At 41.4% G+C, this 14,685-nt stretch carries 15 protein-coding genes and 1 pseudogene; 7 read left to right on the forward strand and 9 right to left on the reverse strand.

The genetic code is table 11. The features are described from left to right. Positions 1-144 precede the first annotated feature (144 nt). Both AB1401_08375 and AB1401_08380 read right to left on the reverse strand, forming a co-directional pair. Positions 145-1,800, reverse strand: a complete 1,656-nt coding sequence (locus AB1401_08375; GenBank protein MEW6615463.1) for a methylmalonyl-CoA mutase family protein — start codon at positions 1,798-1,800, stop codon at positions 145-147. 242 nt (positions 1,801-2,042) lie between these two features. After that, positions 2,043-2,255 carry a hypothetical protein gene (locus AB1401_08380; protein MEW6615464.1) on the reverse strand — a complete coding sequence of 71 codons (213 nt, stop codon included), beginning with the start codon at positions 2,253-2,255 and terminating at the stop codon, positions 2,043-2,045. 428 nt (positions 2,256-2,683) lie between these two features. Here AB1401_08380 and AB1401_08385 point away from each other — a divergent pair, with 428 nt between their 5' ends. Then, on the forward strand, positions 2,684-2,935 hold the full coding sequence (locus AB1401_08385; GenBank protein MEW6615465.1) for a hypothetical protein: 252 nt from the start codon (positions 2,684-2,686) through the stop codon (positions 2,933-2,935). A 357-nt stretch (positions 2,936-3,292) separates the two neighbouring features. Here AB1401_08385 and AB1401_08390 read toward each other — a convergent pair whose 3' ends face one another. The 3 genes from AB1401_08390 to AB1401_08400 all read right to left on the reverse strand — a co-directional run bounded on the left by AB1401_08390 (position 3,293) and on the right by AB1401_08400 (position 5,001). Beyond that, positions 3,293-4,282 (reverse strand): caspase family protein, encoded by a 990-nt coding sequence (locus AB1401_08390; GenBank protein MEW6615466.1) that lies wholly within the window; start codon positions 4,280-4,282, stop codon positions 3,293-3,295. Between the two features lie 228 nt (positions 4,283-4,510). Further along, entirely contained in the window at positions 4,511-4,660 is a 150-nt protein-coding gene (locus AB1401_08395) for a hypothetical protein (protein ID MEW6615467.1), read from the reverse strand. Between the two features lie 17 nt (positions 4,661-4,677). Beyond that, positions 4,678-5,001 carry a hypothetical protein gene (locus AB1401_08400; GenBank protein MEW6615468.1) on the reverse strand — a complete coding sequence of 108 codons (324 nt, stop codon included), beginning with the start codon at positions 4,999-5,001 and terminating at the stop codon, positions 4,678-4,680. A gap of 612 nt (positions 5,002-5,613) precedes the next feature. On the opposite strand from AB1401_08400, the gene AB1401_08405 reads away from it, so the two are divergent. Further along, complete coding sequence (locus AB1401_08405; protein ID MEW6615469.1) at positions 5,614-6,021, forward strand: helix-turn-helix transcriptional regulator; 408 nt, start codon at positions 5,614-5,616, stop codon at positions 6,019-6,021. Between the two features lie 60 nt (positions 6,022-6,081). Here AB1401_08405 and AB1401_08410 read toward each other — a convergent pair. Then, a pseudogene (locus AB1401_08410) lies at positions 6,082-6,210 on the reverse strand (adenosine-specific kinase). A gap of 141 nt (positions 6,211-6,351) precedes the next feature. Between AB1401_08410 and AB1401_08415 the strand changes: the two are divergent. Both AB1401_08415 and AB1401_08420 read left to right on the forward strand, forming a co-directional pair. Beyond that, positions 6,352-6,948, forward strand: coding sequence for a hypothetical protein (locus tag AB1401_08415; GenBank protein ID MEW6615470.1), 597 nt, complete (start codon positions 6,352-6,354; stop codon positions 6,946-6,948). Positions 6,949-7,317: 369 nt separating this feature from the next. After that, positions 7,318-9,780 carry a CHAT domain-containing tetratricopeptide repeat protein gene (locus tag AB1401_08420; GenBank protein ID MEW6615471.1) on the forward strand — a complete coding sequence of 821 codons (2,463 nt, stop codon included), beginning with the start codon at positions 7,318-7,320 and terminating at the stop codon, positions 9,778-9,780. Between the two features lie 89 nt (positions 9,781-9,869). Here AB1401_08420 and AB1401_08425 read toward each other — a convergent pair whose 3' ends face one another. Further along, complete coding sequence (locus AB1401_08425) at positions 9,870-10,352, reverse strand: adenosine-specific kinase (protein MEW6615472.1); 483 nt, start codon at positions 10,350-10,352, stop codon at positions 9,870-9,872. A 265-nt stretch (positions 10,353-10,617) separates the two neighbouring features. Here AB1401_08425 and AB1401_08430 point away from each other — a divergent pair, with 265 nt between their 5' ends. The 3 genes from AB1401_08430 to AB1401_08440 all read left to right on the forward strand — a co-directional run bounded on the left by AB1401_08430 (position 10,618) and on the right by AB1401_08440 (position 13,343). Beyond that, on the forward strand, positions 10,618-11,061 hold the full coding sequence (locus AB1401_08430) for a DUF1285 domain-containing protein (protein MEW6615473.1): 444 nt from the start codon (positions 10,618-10,620) through the stop codon (positions 11,059-11,061). 127 nt (positions 11,062-11,188) lie between these two features. Then, the gene (locus tag AB1401_08435) at positions 11,189-12,571 is read left to right on the forward strand and encodes a DUF1015 domain-containing protein (GenBank protein MEW6615474.1); all 1,383 of its coding nucleotides are present in this window, start codon (positions 11,189-11,191) and stop codon (positions 12,569-12,571) included. A gap of 25 nt (positions 12,572-12,596) precedes the next feature. Continuing rightward, positions 12,597-13,343, forward strand: a complete 747-nt coding sequence (locus tag AB1401_08440; GenBank protein ID MEW6615475.1) for a tRNA1(Val) (adenine(37)-N6)-methyltransferase — start codon at positions 12,597-12,599, stop codon at positions 13,341-13,343. Here AB1401_08440 and AB1401_08445 read toward each other — a convergent pair. Together AB1401_08445 and AB1401_08450 are read right to left on the reverse strand one after the other, a co-directional pair. Continuing rightward, positions 13,285-13,791, reverse strand: a complete 507-nt coding sequence (locus AB1401_08445) for a DUF721 domain-containing protein (GenBank protein ID MEW6615476.1) — start codon at positions 13,789-13,791, stop codon at positions 13,285-13,287. The genes AB1401_08440 and AB1401_08445 overlap by 59 nt on opposite strands. A gap of 4 nt (positions 13,792-13,795) precedes the next feature. Next, positions 13,796-14,563: a DUF4292 domain-containing protein gene (locus tag AB1401_08450; protein ID MEW6615477.1), complete on the reverse strand. Its 768-nt coding sequence runs from the start codon at positions 14,561-14,563 to the stop codon at positions 13,796-13,798. Positions 14,564-14,685: the final 122 nt, after the last annotated feature.

Genomic DNA, 14,685 nt, shown 5'->3' on the forward strand with positions numbered 1-14,685 from the left:
AGACTGCGTGATTAATCACAACATTCAAAAAAAACCTGTTACAGTGTTATGTTACATCTATTCACCCCCTTTAATTGTTTAATCTTCCGAACAGGATTGTAGTTATACTTGAATAGTTTTCCTTTGTCAAATCCCTTTAACAGTTTAAATCAATAATGGCCTGCCAAATCCGTACACATCTCTCAATTCTCCAACCATCTCTCCATTCGTCACATCTGCCTTAACTGCATCAATTACCGCCTCGAATACATTCTTTTGAGGATCCGTAGCCGCTTCTCGAATCCTCTTCAATGCCTCAGCAGCCTTTTTTTGATTTCGGTTCTTCTTCAAGTTCTTTGTACGATTTATCTGTTTTTCTATTAACTCAGGATCCACCTTGACTTGCTCCGGGGGTTCCTCCTCATCTTTCACAACGTACTTATTCAGTCCGACCACTATCTTTTCTCCACTATCCACTTCCTTCTGGTATTCATAAGATATCTTATCTATCTCTTTTTGGATAAAACCCTCTTTTGTTGCCTTAAACATCCCCCCCCTTTTTTCGATTATATCTATATAATCCCATGCTATTTCCTCAACTTTATTTGTCAATGATTCCACATAATAAGACCCGCCCAGAGGATCGATAACATTTGCCACACCAGTCTCCTCTGCAATTATGTTTTGCGTCATAATAGCTATGCGCTGCGACCTGCTGGTAGGAATCCAGAGGGGTTCATCGTATGCATTTGTATGGATGGACTGTGCTCCCCCAAGTATGGCTGACAAGGTGTGAAGAGATGCCCTCACAACATTATTTATGGGTTGTTGCCGGGCTAATTCTGTACCGGATGTCTGTACATGAAATCTTAAGATACAGGATTTAGGATTCTCTGCCCCAAATCTTTCTTTCATAACCTTTGCCCACATCCTCCTTGCAGCACGAAACTTGGCAACCTCCTCGAATAAGTCACCACTTGCATCGAAAAAAAAGGAAAATCTGGGGGCAAAATCATCTACTCTTAGTCCGGCTTTTATGAATGTATCAACATAGAATATTGCAGATGCCAAAGCAAAAGCCATAGACTGAACAGGGGTTGCTCCCGATTCTCGGTAATGCTTTCCTATGACGCTTACTGGATGCCATTTCGGCATATGTTTCGTACAATATTTTACATGGTCGATCATTATCTTTAAATGACCATCCATTCCAAACCTGATGGGCTGATTACAGCTGACATAATGAGATATAAAATCGCTCTGGTTGGTCGTACCCTGAAGGCAAGAAGCAGGGATATGCTTTTCCTCAGCCAGAGCTATAATCGATGCCACCATCATAAATGGTGCAAAGTCGTTCATACCCAGACTTATTTGATCGAGAGTAATGCCGTCAAAGGCGATCTCTACATCTTTTAATGAGTCTATAGTCGTTCCACACCTTCCCAATAAAGTCTTATCAACCGCATCGGAGTCATATCCCCTCCAGTATGAATTACACGGCGTAAAATTAATACCGCTCTGTCCCGCATTAAGCATCTCCTTTTGCCTTGCATTAAATGTTTCCGGACTTTGATGCCCTACCAAAAACCTTTTTGTCCATGTTTGACCTCTGTACATAGAATGGTATATGCCTCTTGTATAAGGGTACTCACCAGGTAATCCCAGTTCACAATCGTCATCAAATTCTTTTAAATCCTCTGAGGTATAAATGCATTTTATTGGGATTCCTGAGAGCGTTTTTAACTCTTTCTCCCCATCAGGACTTTTTTTCAAAGAGGCTTCAAAACCTTTCTTCCACTCTTCCACTCTATTTTTTTGCATTCTTGATCCTCCTATAGAAAAAACTTCTACTCTGTTTTGATATCTATTGTGAATGAGGGCTTACCTATTGTCAATACAAAATTGCTGGGAGGTATTATTTGCTGGAAAACTACCATCTCCAACTTATTCCTTAAGAATAGAGTTCTTTATGTGATGTTAGATGAGTTTCTCCTCGGAGAGTGAAAAATGAGGAGAAAAAGTGATAATTTTGGACAACGTCCCCTTTCTCTTTCCCCTCTTATCTAAGCAATAGGGGGCATCCTGTAGATACGCGCGGAGCGTGATGCAGTTTTCAGGTCTCCTCTCCGTAATGAAGCTCTGACATCATCAAGTTTCAGAGCTTCATCAATTGTTAAATATGGTGACCAGCTTTCCTCTGCATCAATCAGTTCGACATCAACTTCTGCAACATAATGCCCTTCATGAATATATTTAATCTGTTTCCTTTTATTCATTTCTTACGCTCAAGCTTTTTAAAAATTTAGTATATAGAAAAAGGTAGGTTTGTCAAGTGGAATAGGTAATGATATAGGAAAATGTGGTATAGGGCAGATGTACCCGATTTCTTTTGAAAAGGAAGGGCAGGGATTTACTTTACTAATTTGGAGGAAAGCCGAAGCTTCCTCTTTTGTTGCATTCAAGGTTGAATGTAGCTGTTGAATGTAGCTTGACATTTTCTGAAAGCTTTAATAAAATCAGTCTATAATAGGATAAACAAGGATGGTAGTTCAGAATTACTCTAGCCTTGCAGCGGAATTGGCTAGCTCACAAATATCTCAATTTCAGATGGGATGCCATAAAGGTGTACGTGAATCAAAAGGAGTTAATTCATAAGTTGTTATCGTCCATCATGGAAAGGCAGAAAGGTCGAGAGGGGTGAAATATGGAGAGAAATCATTTTGAGACTCTCCTCGAAAACATTGATTCGAAATTCCAACTTGTATTAAAAGGGCATGATGTTTTAAGAGGCGAAATCATAAAAAACCGGGAAGAAATCGTGCGAGTTGAAAAAGAACTATCGGCCCTTATACGTTTTTCATATGCAGAGTTAGAAAAAAGGTTTAAAGACCTTGAAAGCAGAGTAAGATATCTTGAGGAAAAGTTCAGGGATATCGAAGGCCAGCTTAATCTTTGAGAGAATATTTATGAAGTCCATAAGGTATGACCGCCATGCTAAAAGGAGGATGAAAACCTGCCACTTGAAAAAGTAGCTACCACATGAGCTTAAAAACTACCATTTCCAACTTATCCCTTAAGAATAGGGTTTTTATAATAAAGTGCGATGTTGTAGGGAAAAAATAAAAGGCCGTACGTATCCCAACTTGAAAAAGATACGGCCTTCTTCAGGAGGTTAAATAATGCGGCAGTTAAGCGCCGCATTCTCCCCGATTGGAGCAAGGGGAGAATGAAAAATTTGTTCTCAATTGACCAGCTTCATCTTATGAGTTTCTCCTGCAAGAGAATGAGGGATGGGGAGAAAAGAAAATTTTTTTCATCTCATGCCATCTGTTAAAAGCATTCTCTGTTTTTCCTTTGGCATAATCAATTGTGGCGCCTGTTCGTTGTTGTAAATTTTTCTTGCAATCTTTTCCACATTTGGTTTGATATATTCAAACAATTCTCCGATTTCTACTTTTCCATCTCCATTTGTATCGCCCTCGCCCTTTATACCTTTAAGCATGAAATAGGTAAATAATCCATGCCCTTTCTCTTTATATGCTGAGCTTATCTGGTCGCCTGATGCAGCAGAGAGGACTGCTATTTTTGAAGGGATTGCTAAAGTTTCCATTGTCATAACCAATGGCCTTGAACCTTTTGCGATAACAGATCTTCCTCCTGCCCCTGAAAAACACGAATCAAGTACAACAATAATCTCTTTCGCCTGAAGTTTTCCAAGGGAATCGTAAAGCCTTTTTAGAGAATAGCCAGTCTGGTCAATAAAAGCTGGGTCTCCATCATAAGGCACAAGATAGGCATCGCCTGTTTTTGGGTTCGGTGCGCCGTGGCCTGAATAGTAAACAAATACTCTGCTATCTTTTTCAACATTGTTTGAGAGCCATTTTTCAAAGTATTTTTCTAAATCACTCTTTGCGGCATTATCATTTACAAGTGTAACCACATTTTGTTCAGGATACCCCATGACCTTTGTAAGATAATCCGTTATAGTTCGTGCATCATGTACTGCAAAATCAGCCTTCGGTAGCTTTTGGCGGTAATTTTCGATGCCGATTACGACAGCATAGGCGTTACTCCTGGTACTGACTTGGATTACTGGAGGTGTGTCAACATCGGAAATACTGACGTCTGTAGCAGACTTGGATCCGCTGATCCTTGCCTTTTCCCGATCTTTCCATGTTTCACGGGGCGGATTCATCGCATCCATCATATAAATGCAGCCTGAAAGAAAGACGATGGGCAATACCGCCATGACCCTTATCGATATCACTATTACTACGCTATGTTTTGAAATCAACAGCTTCATCTTGCCCCTTAGTGAAACGATGTCCTGAACGGTAAATCTTATAACAATTCTAGAAAAAGGAACTCATATCCCCGGACAACGCCGGTTCGGAACAAATCCTCTACTTCAAACCGGGATTGCGGTTTTATGCACATTCCCAGGTGTATTCCAGGATGATGGCTACTCAGAGCTAGATGTTTCCCTCGGCAAGGTCTTTGCAATGCCCCCTTGCCGATTCAACATGCCTGTTTACTTATCGCGGTCGCTGTCTGCATGTGCTTTCTGGAGGTGCTCTGGGAATTCCTTTGAAGAAACGACTTCAATAAGCTGATTCATATTTTCGGTCAAATCGTTTTTTACACGGGTTGTGAATCCGCTCATGTAGAAAAGGGACGGCATGACCCCGCTGCCTCCTGCTAGATTGGCTTTCCACAACTCTCCGGCATCCGAGACATCATGTGCAGGCTCAATCTCATATTTCCCCAGGTAATCCCAATAGGATAAAGCCAGCTGAATAGGTAATTTTTTAGGCTATCAATCTGAATGACGAGGACAGGTTCCTTGGACTGTTCCAGTTTGTCAATCAAGTTAACCTTGAATCCTAATGATGTCAATGTCTCCAACGTACGGTTGACAATGGCCTCTTCGAGATCTTCGCGTCCCGACATGACCCTAAAGCCTGGAATCATTAACACGGTGATGGTATGTCGGCCAACCTGATTTCTGTCCTGACTTCGCATGTTTTTGGCCCTGGACAGTAAGGTTAAATTCGTGTTCACTGCTGGAGACATTGGCTTGACCAGTTTATCCTTCTGTACCGCAATCGGGATGCTTGTTTGACAACTGACCAAGAGAAACAGTGGAACTATAAAGGTACAACAGACGAATTTTGAACATGATACACCTCCATTTTTAATGATTTGAAATATAAATGACCTTTCTTTTTAGGCTAGGGTCTATCACCTTTTACCCAAACTTTTACCCCTTTTACATTTGCTTCAGAAGCAGAGCAACTCGCAATTACTTAGTCCTATTGTAACGCTAAAGGTGATTGTCCTAATCCACCAGTAAATGAGGGAAAATAGTCCAACACCGATTAAAATTCCCCATAGCAAAAGCCCAGAGGGGTTATTTGTCCTATTTGCCATTTTTCTCTTCTTTTTCTGCCTTCAATGGCACACAACTCTCTCATAATCAAAATACTTAAAATTCGCTCTTGCCCCCTCCCTTAACTGCAAGATTTTACCAATTTACAACCATAAGTTGTGCATGTCAAGAGAAAAATACAACCTTTGATTTGTAGAGTTTGGTAACTTAAGGTTGTAGCATATCCCTATTAAAGGGGATATGCTATGGATACAATAAGAGACAGTAAATACATAGGAATGAAGATCAAACTCAGGAGAGAAGGGTTAAATGTGTCCCAGGAAAAACTGGGTGAAATGGTGGGGGTAACCTATCAGCAGATTCAGAAATATGAAAAGGGGATAAATAAGGTTAATGCAGAGATGTTGCAAAAGATCGCTAACTCGTTGGATGTTAATGTTGATTTTTTCTTTCAGGATAGAGATGAGAAGCCAAGAAAAGAGATAAAGGAAAGTGCCAGCCTGAAAGATATCAGGGAAGAGCCATCTGTCTGTCAAGACCCTGGCGATCTCTTATCAGAGGAACGAGAATTGGTAGAGTGCTTCAGGGCAATTGCGAATAAGGAATACAGGAAGTGCTTTCTTTCTCTATTAAGGCTGGCATCTAGAAAGTAAAACCAGGTTCATAGGGGCAAAGGCACAGAGGCACAACTCTGCGTCTTTGCCCCTATATGCCTACAGTTTATACCCAATCTTTCTCAAAAGTTCTTTCCTTGCCGATTTATCGGCATCTCCTTCCACACCTTTTGATTTAAAGCCATCTATTACCCCCATTATGCCTCTTCCCTGCTCGGTTTTACTTAAGTTCCTTAAAACCATGGGGAGTAACAGGACAGCTATTGACTTTATGGATTAGATGAATTAAATTGACAGACCAGAGGAAATCTCATATTTTTTATTAGTTATTATGTAACAATGCGTTATAAAGAAACACAAGGGGTTCCCATGAAAAAATTCTCTCTTTTTCTGTGTATCACAACGTTACTCATTTCTGGGTGTGGTACTATGGATATGCGGAAAATTTCGGTTATGCCAAAAATCTCGACGGAGAATGTGAAGAGAAGTTCCCTGAAAGCAGGACTGCTTTTCAATGACCAGTTTACCAATTACAAATATGCTTTCAAGACTGGTACCCAGGTGTATCTGCTGGCAAAGGTACAGGGGGAAATGGAAATCGGTAAAAATCTGTCCCAGGCGTTATACGGGCTTGTCTCCAGCAAATTTGGGAACGTGTCCATTGCCCGCGATGCAAATGAAATGCACGATGTCGATCTTTATTTTGTTCCTCACATTAAGTCATTCAAGTATTCCCCCCCTTTTACCGGGATGGGTTCTCATACCGCCTCTATTGAACTGGAGACAGAAATCTTTGCCGGGGACGGAAGACAGCAGAACAGTTTCATCGTCGAGGCTGATGGGAGCAGAAGCATGTTCAATCAATTCAAGATGGAAACGAACTATGATATGGCGCGTTATGCGGTGAACGAGGCTATAAACAACCTTCTGAAGGAATTTTCCCGGAAGCTTGATGAACTTTATTAAATGAATCTCCCCGCAGCAAGCTGCGGGGTGTCCAAAAATATTATAAATTTTCCTTATTTTGTATTCTGTCATTCCGTGCTTGACCCCGTATCGAGTACGAGATAGGCACGGAATTCAGTCTTTTAGTTTTCTGGATTCCTGCTTTCGCAGGAATGACTATAAAAACCCTGTAGCAAGCTACAGAGAATTATCAAGTTAAAATAGGGGCAAACTATGTGGGTTAAAAAATCTCTGTTGATTCTCCTGGTCCTCTGCACCAGCGGTTGCGGCCTCACTCGAGGGCTAACTCAGTCCGAAGGTCTTGCCAACTATCACCCTCTCTTCATGACCGCCACGAAGAGCAAGGGGGATATCCTCATGCTGGAAGGCATGGACTACCTGCGCGAAGGTTCTTTCGACAAGTTCCTGTCCTCCATGCGCGAGGCGCTAAGGTTTTACTCCGATAATGGGGGAAAGACCTCCGATGTTTGCCGCCATATGGGCAAGGCATATCTTGACCGGAACGAATACGACAAGGCGCTGTCCTATTATAACCAATCGTTATCCTCTGCTAAAGGCAGCCAGTACCCGGAGGGAATCGTCCTGGCAACGGTTGGACTGGCAGAGTGCTACAAAAAAATAGGGGATACGGAAAAGGCAGAAGAGGTTCTGGCGACTGCCCTACAGGATAGTCGTGAGTCCCAAAAGGGTGTACATCCGCTCATTGCAATCAGCACGGGGGAAAACCTCGCACAGCAGGGCCGTTTATCCCAGGCACTGGATATCTTTACCAGGTCACTTTCCACCATCGGCAGCTACAGGGATGACAAGCTCAAACAATTGGTCTATTCTTCCCTGGGCACGACCCTTTTCGGCCTTGGGAGTTATCAGGAAGCGATTACCCATTATCAGCATGCCCTAGAACTCGCCCGGAAAAGTTACAATACTTCCGATATTGTAGACATCCTCAACAACATCGGTTTCTGTCTGGTATCTTTGAAAAAATACAACGAAGCCGCCATGTTTTTTAAGGAAGGGTTAGGGCTCCTGGCCGTCATGAATCTGCAATACCCGGAAAAACAGATGTACGCCAATTATGGTCTGGGACTGTTAAACGAAGAGCAGCACCGCAATGATCACGCGTTGCTATACTACAACACCGCAATCAAATTCATTGAGGACTTGAGAGGCAGTCTGAGTTCGACGGAATTCAGATCACTCTTCCTGGCCAATAAAATTGCCGCTTATGAACATGCCATCGATATTCTGTTAACGGAAACCGGTGATGTCCGACCGGATCCACGATTTACCAAAATGGGCTTAACCCCTTCGGAAGTGGCATTCTTCTATGCAGAAAGCACCAAAACACGGTCTTTTTTAGAACTGCTCTCCAAAGCCAGAACGGGTGCATTTGCCAATCGGATTCCCCGAGAACTTGCCAAACAGGAGGAGCGATTGCTCAACGCCATTAATTCGATCCAGTCATCAAAAGGGGGGCAGTCGGAAGCACAGCAGGAGGTTCTGAAAAAATCAAAACTCGAACTGGATGCTCTGATTGACAGATTACGGAGAGAATATCCTGATTATGCTTCAATCCGCTATCCGGCGCCGGTCATAGCCGGAAATATTCCGCTGCACAGCAACGAAATTCTTCTCGCTTACAAGGTTAATCCAGGAAAGACCTATCTCTGGATCATAGAAAAAGGTAAGCAACCCTCGGTTGTCGAAATAGCTGTAAGCCGGGAAGAACTTATCCGGAAAGTCAGGGAATTTCGGAGAGGTCTTGAAAATCCGGGACAACTGGATGCTTACGATCAAGAGAAGGGGCGGGCATTAGGTCGTCTGTTGTTTGAAGATGCTCTCAGCCGAATAGACCCCGACAAAAATATCATCATAACCCCCGATGGGGTGCTAAACATGCTTCCCTTTGAGGCATTAACGACTGGTAAAGCAGGAAATCCAATTCAATACGTGGGAGAAAAATACAAGATAAGCTATTATCCCTCTGCCTCGGTTATGGCGACTATGCGTCAGTTCAAGGAGAGCCCCAAATTTTCCCGCCCTCTGTTTGCAATGGGTGATCCAGTCTATGAGGATTCGGATGTGCGTTACGCCAAGAGAAAGTCCGACAACATAGTCGTGGCATCAGCTTATCAGACTCCCAGCATTGTTTTACGCAGTACCCTGCTCCGTAGCGGCTTCTCTTTGCCCCGCCTGCCAGAGACCCGGGATGAAGTCTTAAAAATCGCCACACTCTTCGGATACCAAATGAATGACTCCAACATCAAGCTCGATATGGACGCCTCAAAAAGTGAACTTTTAAAAGCCGATCTTGGCAGTTACCGATTTATCCATTTTGCTACCCACGGTCTTTTGAGCGGTGATATTCCTTATATCCTGGAGCCTGCGCTGGTCCTTACTCAGCCGGGAAACCGCAATCCTGATGACGGGTTCCTTAAAATGAGTGAAATTCTGGAATTAAAACTGAATGCCGATGCTGTTGTACTATCGGCATGCAAGACGGCGCTTGGAAAAGAAATTGCCGGGGAGGGTGTCATAGGGCTAAGCCGTGCATTCATACTTGCAGGATCCAAATCGGTCATCGTTAGTCTTTGGAGCGTGGAATCTAATTCCACATCAGTCTTAATGAAGAGCTTCTATACACACCTTAAAAACGGAAAGTCCAAGGAAGAAGCTCTCAGATTGGCTAAACTGGAATTAAAAAATCAAAATTTAATATCAGATGATTTAAGCCGTGGCGTGGAGATAGTAGAACGTGGCAAGAAAGTTCAAACCAGCACCACTCACCCTTTCTTCTGGGCACCTTTCATATTAGTCGGTGAATGGGAGTGAAAATACTCAGGTTCATAGGGGCAAAGGCACAGAGGCACAAAGTTATCTTGCCTATTTTCCCTTTCTGCCTACCTGAATAGTTACAACCCCTACAGTTTATACCCAATCTTTCTCAGGAGTTCTTTCCTTGCCGATTTATCGGCATCTCCTTCCGCACCTTTTGATTTAAAGCCATCTATTACCCCCATTATACCTCTTCCTTGCCCGGTTTCTATGACTATTACCTCTATGGGGTTGGCTGTGGCACAGTGGATAGAACAGACCTCCGGGCACATCTTAATAGCATTGAGGACATTGATAGGATAGGCGTCTTTCATTACCACTGTAAAGGTGTGCCCGCAATCAATCTTAGCGGAGATCTCCAGAGCAGTTTTTTTAAGTAGCTCATCGTTTCCTTCTGACCTTATCAGGCAGGGGCCAGAGGCCTCTGAGAAGGCTATCCCAAACCTGGCCGATGGCACTGTGTTTACCATTACCTCATAAAGGTCCTCGGTTGTTTTGATAAAATGGGTTTGTCCCAGGACTACATTGCACCCTTCTGGTATGTCTATCTTTACCTTTTTTAGATCCATATTACCCTCCATTCAATGACTAAATGGTTTATACCTAAAAATATATCAGAGAGCCAACCGCTGTCAAGGGTTTTCCTGACGAATTAACCGTTGTAATAAACTCATTTTTTCTTGACAAAATTATCCCATTATCATACCGTTTGGAGGTTGAAATAGGGGGAATATTTTGCATGATAATGCCCTACTAAATGCAGTAAATAATGATAGAAGTCACTTTAGCATTTTGGTATAACTAATTATTATTAAAGGAGATATTTAAATTAATATGAGAGAGATTCCCCCCTGTAATATCAGGATCGATAAAGAGGGAAACTGGTATTATAAGGGGGCCCAGGTTATACGCAGAGACATCTATCTTTATTTCAATAAACACCTTATAAAGGAGTCTGGCGGAAGATACCTGCTTCACATAAATAACGAGAAGTGTTATCTTGATGTTGAAGATACCCCCTTTGTCGTAAAGAAAGTGGACTTTCAGGATATTTTCAAAGTAGTCCTGAATGATGGAAGTGAAGAACCCTTACGGTTAGATACCCTTTGGATCGGCAGAGATAACGTTTTATACTGTAGAGTGAAGGATAAAAGGTTCGACGCCAGGTTTAACAGACCTGCTTACTACGAGTTGGCGAAATATGTAGCCCATGATGAGGCAAGGGGTAAATACTTTATCCCCGTTGATGGCATTAGGTATTATTTGGAACAGAGATAGTTGAAGTCAACTACCATCCCGATTTGTCGGGATGACTTGAGGGTTCAAGTCCGCCAGAGGTGGAAAGGGGTCAAGTGATCAAGGGAAAATCTTTTCTTTATTGCTCTCAGGTACTGGAATCCTCGAAATGAGCAATAATGAAGAAGGGAACAGAATATCTATGGCGATCTTAGCACCATTCAGAGGGATCTTCTATAATCAGGAAAAGATAGGCGATGTATCACTGATTGTTACTCCTCCCTATGATGTTATTACAAAAGAAGAACAGGAAAAATACTATCAGAGGCATCCTAACAATATAATTCGTTTGGATTTAGGGAAAGACCTTCCCGGAGATAATGATAGGACAGATAAATATACCAGGTCTGCTGATTACTTAAAAACATGGCAGGAAGAGAACATTCTGGTGAGGGATGATCTTCCATCCATATATTATTATCAACAAGAATTTACCTTAAGGAAGGAACAAAGAAGGACAAGAACGGGTTTTATCGCACTTGTAAAGCTGGAGGATTTTAGCAGTGGGGTGGTGCTGCCTCATGAAAAGACTATGACAGGCCCCAAAGCCGACAGACTAAAATTGATGGAATCCTGCAATGCAAACCTGAGCCCGATATTCTCTCTGTATTCTGATCCTGAAAAAAAGATAGATAGGATTATTGAAAGAAGACAGCCTGTTTCTCCATTTATCGATTTCTTTGATGACAAAAAAACAAGACATCAGTTATGGAAAATACATGATAAAGAGATTATACATAAGATAACCGATGCAATAAAAGAGTTGCCCTTATTTATCGCTGATGGCCACCATAGGTACGAAACTGCCCTCAATTATTCTATTCAAATGAGAGAGAAAAACAGGAGATTTAACGGTAACGAGGCTTACAACTATGTAATGATGTACCTGTCAAATATGGATGATGACGGGTTAGTAATTCTACCCACTCACCGTCTTGTGTATAACCTAAATGATTTTAATCTGGACCTTTTCTACAAGAAGGCTGAAGAATATTTCCATGTGGAGGATTTTGTGTTTAACGGCAGCAACGATTTGTGGATTAGAGGAGAGTTATTTGCAGAACTGGAAAAGCGTGGACAATCAAAGCACACCTTTGGTGTTTATGTGAAAGACACAAATTACTTCAGTCTTTTAACCATGAAAAATGAAGACCTTTTGAATTCACGGGTTATGGATAAGATTATACCTGTTCTTAGAGGGCTGGACGTTAACATCCTGCAGGCATTTATCCTAAATGGTATTTTGGGTATTAGCGATCGAAATATGGAAAATCAGAAAAATGTTGATTTCATTGAAGACGGTGATGAAGCTATAGAATTAGTTAAAAAGGACAAATATCAGCTGGTTTTTTTGATGAACCCAACCAGGGTTGGACAGGTTAATGAAGCTGCCTGCGAACGAGTAAGGATGCCTCAAAAATCTACTTTTTTTTACCCGAAACTTCCTTCTGGATTGGTAATTAACAGTCTCCTGGGGGTAATGCCTGATTAATACCTGCCTTTTTTAAGGGCCTGTCATGCAAAAACCTTATCAAGTTATCAAAGATGACGAAACCCTTGATGATTTGCTTGATGGAGATTTAAAGATCATTCAAAAAAGAGGCGGATACCGATTTTCTATCGATGCTATACTCCTTGCAAATTTTGTTGGTGTCCCTAAAGTTGAATCTATCATCGATCTGGGTACCGGATGTGGCATAATACCCATTTTATTAGCTCACAAAACCAAAATTAATAGGATAGTAGGGGTTGAAATTCAGAAGGATATGGCTGAAATGGCAAACAGAAGTGTGGGGTTAAACGATCTTTCCAAAAGGGTTACAATCATCCATGAAAATATAAACAATCTAAAGGAATTATTTAAGGCAGAGTCTTTCGATATAGTGTTCAGCAATCCACCTTATCGAAAGGTAAATTCTGGAAGGATTAACCCGGATTATCAAAAAGCCATAGCCCGGCATGAGATCAAATGCTCTTTACAGGATACATTAACAATTGCAAGATACTTAGTAAAACCAAAAGGTAAAGTGTATCTTATCTTTCCTGTTGTCAGACTTGGAGACCTGATGTACAATCTCAGGGAAACTGTACTTGAACCTAAAAAATTACAGATTGTCTACCCTAACATAAAGTCTCAAGGAAAGCTTGTTCTGGTAGAGGCCTCCAAGGGTAGGGGTGCGGGGTTAAAAATACTGGAACCCCTTTTTACTCATGATCTGAATGGGATTCCAATTTCTGATCCTCCCGAGAGCTTCGAAGTTTAGCATCCTTAATCATTGTGCGCAAAAGAATATCCCGGGTTTCAGGGTCTCTTATATGAATTAAATCCTTCTTTATGCTTTCCAGATCCGCCTCTGACGGATTATCTACCTCTATATCTAACCGTTTTTTATAGCTAACCATAGCCTTTAGACCTTTGGGGTTAAGAATTTCACCGAGGCTGAACTGTATATCTTTTACCACTCCTTTTTCTACTCTTCTATTCAAGCGTTCTATTATCATTTGTTTCAGAGATTCTAACTGGCGTATCCAGACAAGTGTTGAGACCCTCACGAAAAGTTTGTTATCCTTGATGCTCTTTGGTTGAGTTTGTTTTGCAACATATTCTCCGACTACCTCATCCCAAACTTCCAAAACAAGGTGTTCTTTTAATTTGGTGTTATATTTCAGCTTTCTCAGAGTCTCTTCTAAAACGGAGCCAATACTGTTCATCTATTTAGTCCAGATAGACTATCGTTACACCCGGTGGAGCATCCAGATCAAAACTGTTCCGGTTTATACCAGTATTTATTTCCAGGTCACTGTAATCGATCTCTATTTTAGTAGGGGCATGGCGCATCGTGCCCCTGCCTGAAGGTAATAAAATAGTGGTAGACATAGGAAACAAGAGACCATTTATCGTCTTATAGTTGTCGAACTTAACTTTTAGAAGAGAATTCCCTGACGAATCGTAGATCTCGCTTTTGATTATAGAAAAATTTAGAGGCTCAACCCATATAGATTGCCTTGTAATCCCTCCCTGTTGGAAAGCCCTCACAAGGTAGAGATTCTCTTCTTGAACAATTCCAATGTCCATATCAATATGATCAATCAACGGGGTACTACCCAGCAGTATAGAAAACAGGTCTTTTGATTTTAAATACAGGGGAAATACAATTGAGAGATTCTCTGGAGTAAGTTCGCCCTTATAAAGCTTATTCTCTGACAGAGATAAAATGGACAGATGGTTGTCTTTTGCTGTTAAAAAAAACAATGGCTGACCAAAGAACCCCAATGTTTCCATCCGCAATGATGATGGTTTTTGAACAATAATAACCTCTTTAAGATGATAATTTTTATCTGCATTCGTTATTGTTACCTTTGCTATTCCTTTTAAATCTTTAATCTCCCTTTCCCTGATCGCTATTTTTTTTAGTATATCATCTGGAGAGCTTAATGGTTTAACTGGGAATCTGGAATGTCTCAGACCGGTACAGCCAGTCAAAATAGAGACAGAAAAGATGAGAAGAATACTGAACTTGAAGATAGTTTTGAATATATTAAAAATCCACCTTTTCGGGATTTAAATTTGATGTGTTCGTAAAAAATCGAAAACCGATTCCTATG

Source organism: Thermodesulfobacteriota bacterium (assembly GCA_040757775.1).
Lineage (GTDB): Bacteria > Desulfobacterota > UBA8473 > UBA8473 > UBA8473 > UBA8473.

Bases quoted from the DNA above. Each gene is read 5' to 3' on its own strand.
- AB1401_08375 (MEW6615463.1), bottom strand. From the start codon at position 1,800: ATGCAAAAAAATAGAGTGGAAGAGTGGAAGAAAGGTTTTGAAGCCTCT.
- AB1401_08380 (MEW6615464.1), bottom strand. From the start codon at position 2,255: ATGAATAAAAGGAAACAGATTAAATATATTCATGAAGGGCATTATGTT.
- AB1401_08385 (MEW6615465.1), top strand. From the start codon at position 2,684: ATGGAGAGAAATCATTTTGAGACTCTCCTCGAAAACATTGATTCGAAA.
- AB1401_08390 (MEW6615466.1), bottom strand. From the start codon at position 4,282: ATGAAGCTGTTGATTTCAAAACATAGCGTAGTAATAGTGATATCGATA.
- AB1401_08395 (MEW6615467.1), bottom strand. From the start codon at position 4,660: ATGCCGTCCCTTTTCTACATGAGCGGATTCACAACCCGTGTAAAAAAC.
- AB1401_08400 (MEW6615468.1), bottom strand. From the start codon at position 5,001: ATGCGAAGTCAGGACAGAAATCAGGTTGGCCGACATACCATCACCGTG.
- AB1401_08405 (MEW6615469.1), top strand. From the start codon at position 5,614: ATGGATACAATAAGAGACAGTAAATACATAGGAATGAAGATCAAACTC.
- AB1401_08415 (MEW6615470.1), top strand. From the start codon at position 6,352: ATGAAAAAATTCTCTCTTTTTCTGTGTATCACAACGTTACTCATTTCT.
- AB1401_08420 (MEW6615471.1), top strand. From the start codon at position 7,318: ATGGACTACCTGCGCGAAGGTTCTTTCGACAAGTTCCTGTCCTCCATG.
- AB1401_08425 (MEW6615472.1), bottom strand. From the start codon at position 10,352: ATGGATCTAAAAAAGGTAAAGATAGACATACCAGAAGGGTGCAATGTA.
- AB1401_08430 (MEW6615473.1), top strand. From the start codon at position 10,618: ATGAGAGAGATTCCCCCCTGTAATATCAGGATCGATAAAGAGGGAAAC.
- AB1401_08435 (MEW6615474.1), top strand. From the start codon at position 11,189: ATGAGCAATAATGAAGAAGGGAACAGAATATCTATGGCGATCTTAGCA.
- AB1401_08440 (MEW6615475.1), top strand. From the start codon at position 12,597: ATGCAAAAACCTTATCAAGTTATCAAAGATGACGAAACCCTTGATGAT.
- AB1401_08445 (MEW6615476.1), bottom strand. From the start codon at position 13,791: ATGAACAGTATTGGCTCCGTTTTAGAAGAGACTCTGAGAAAGCTGAAA.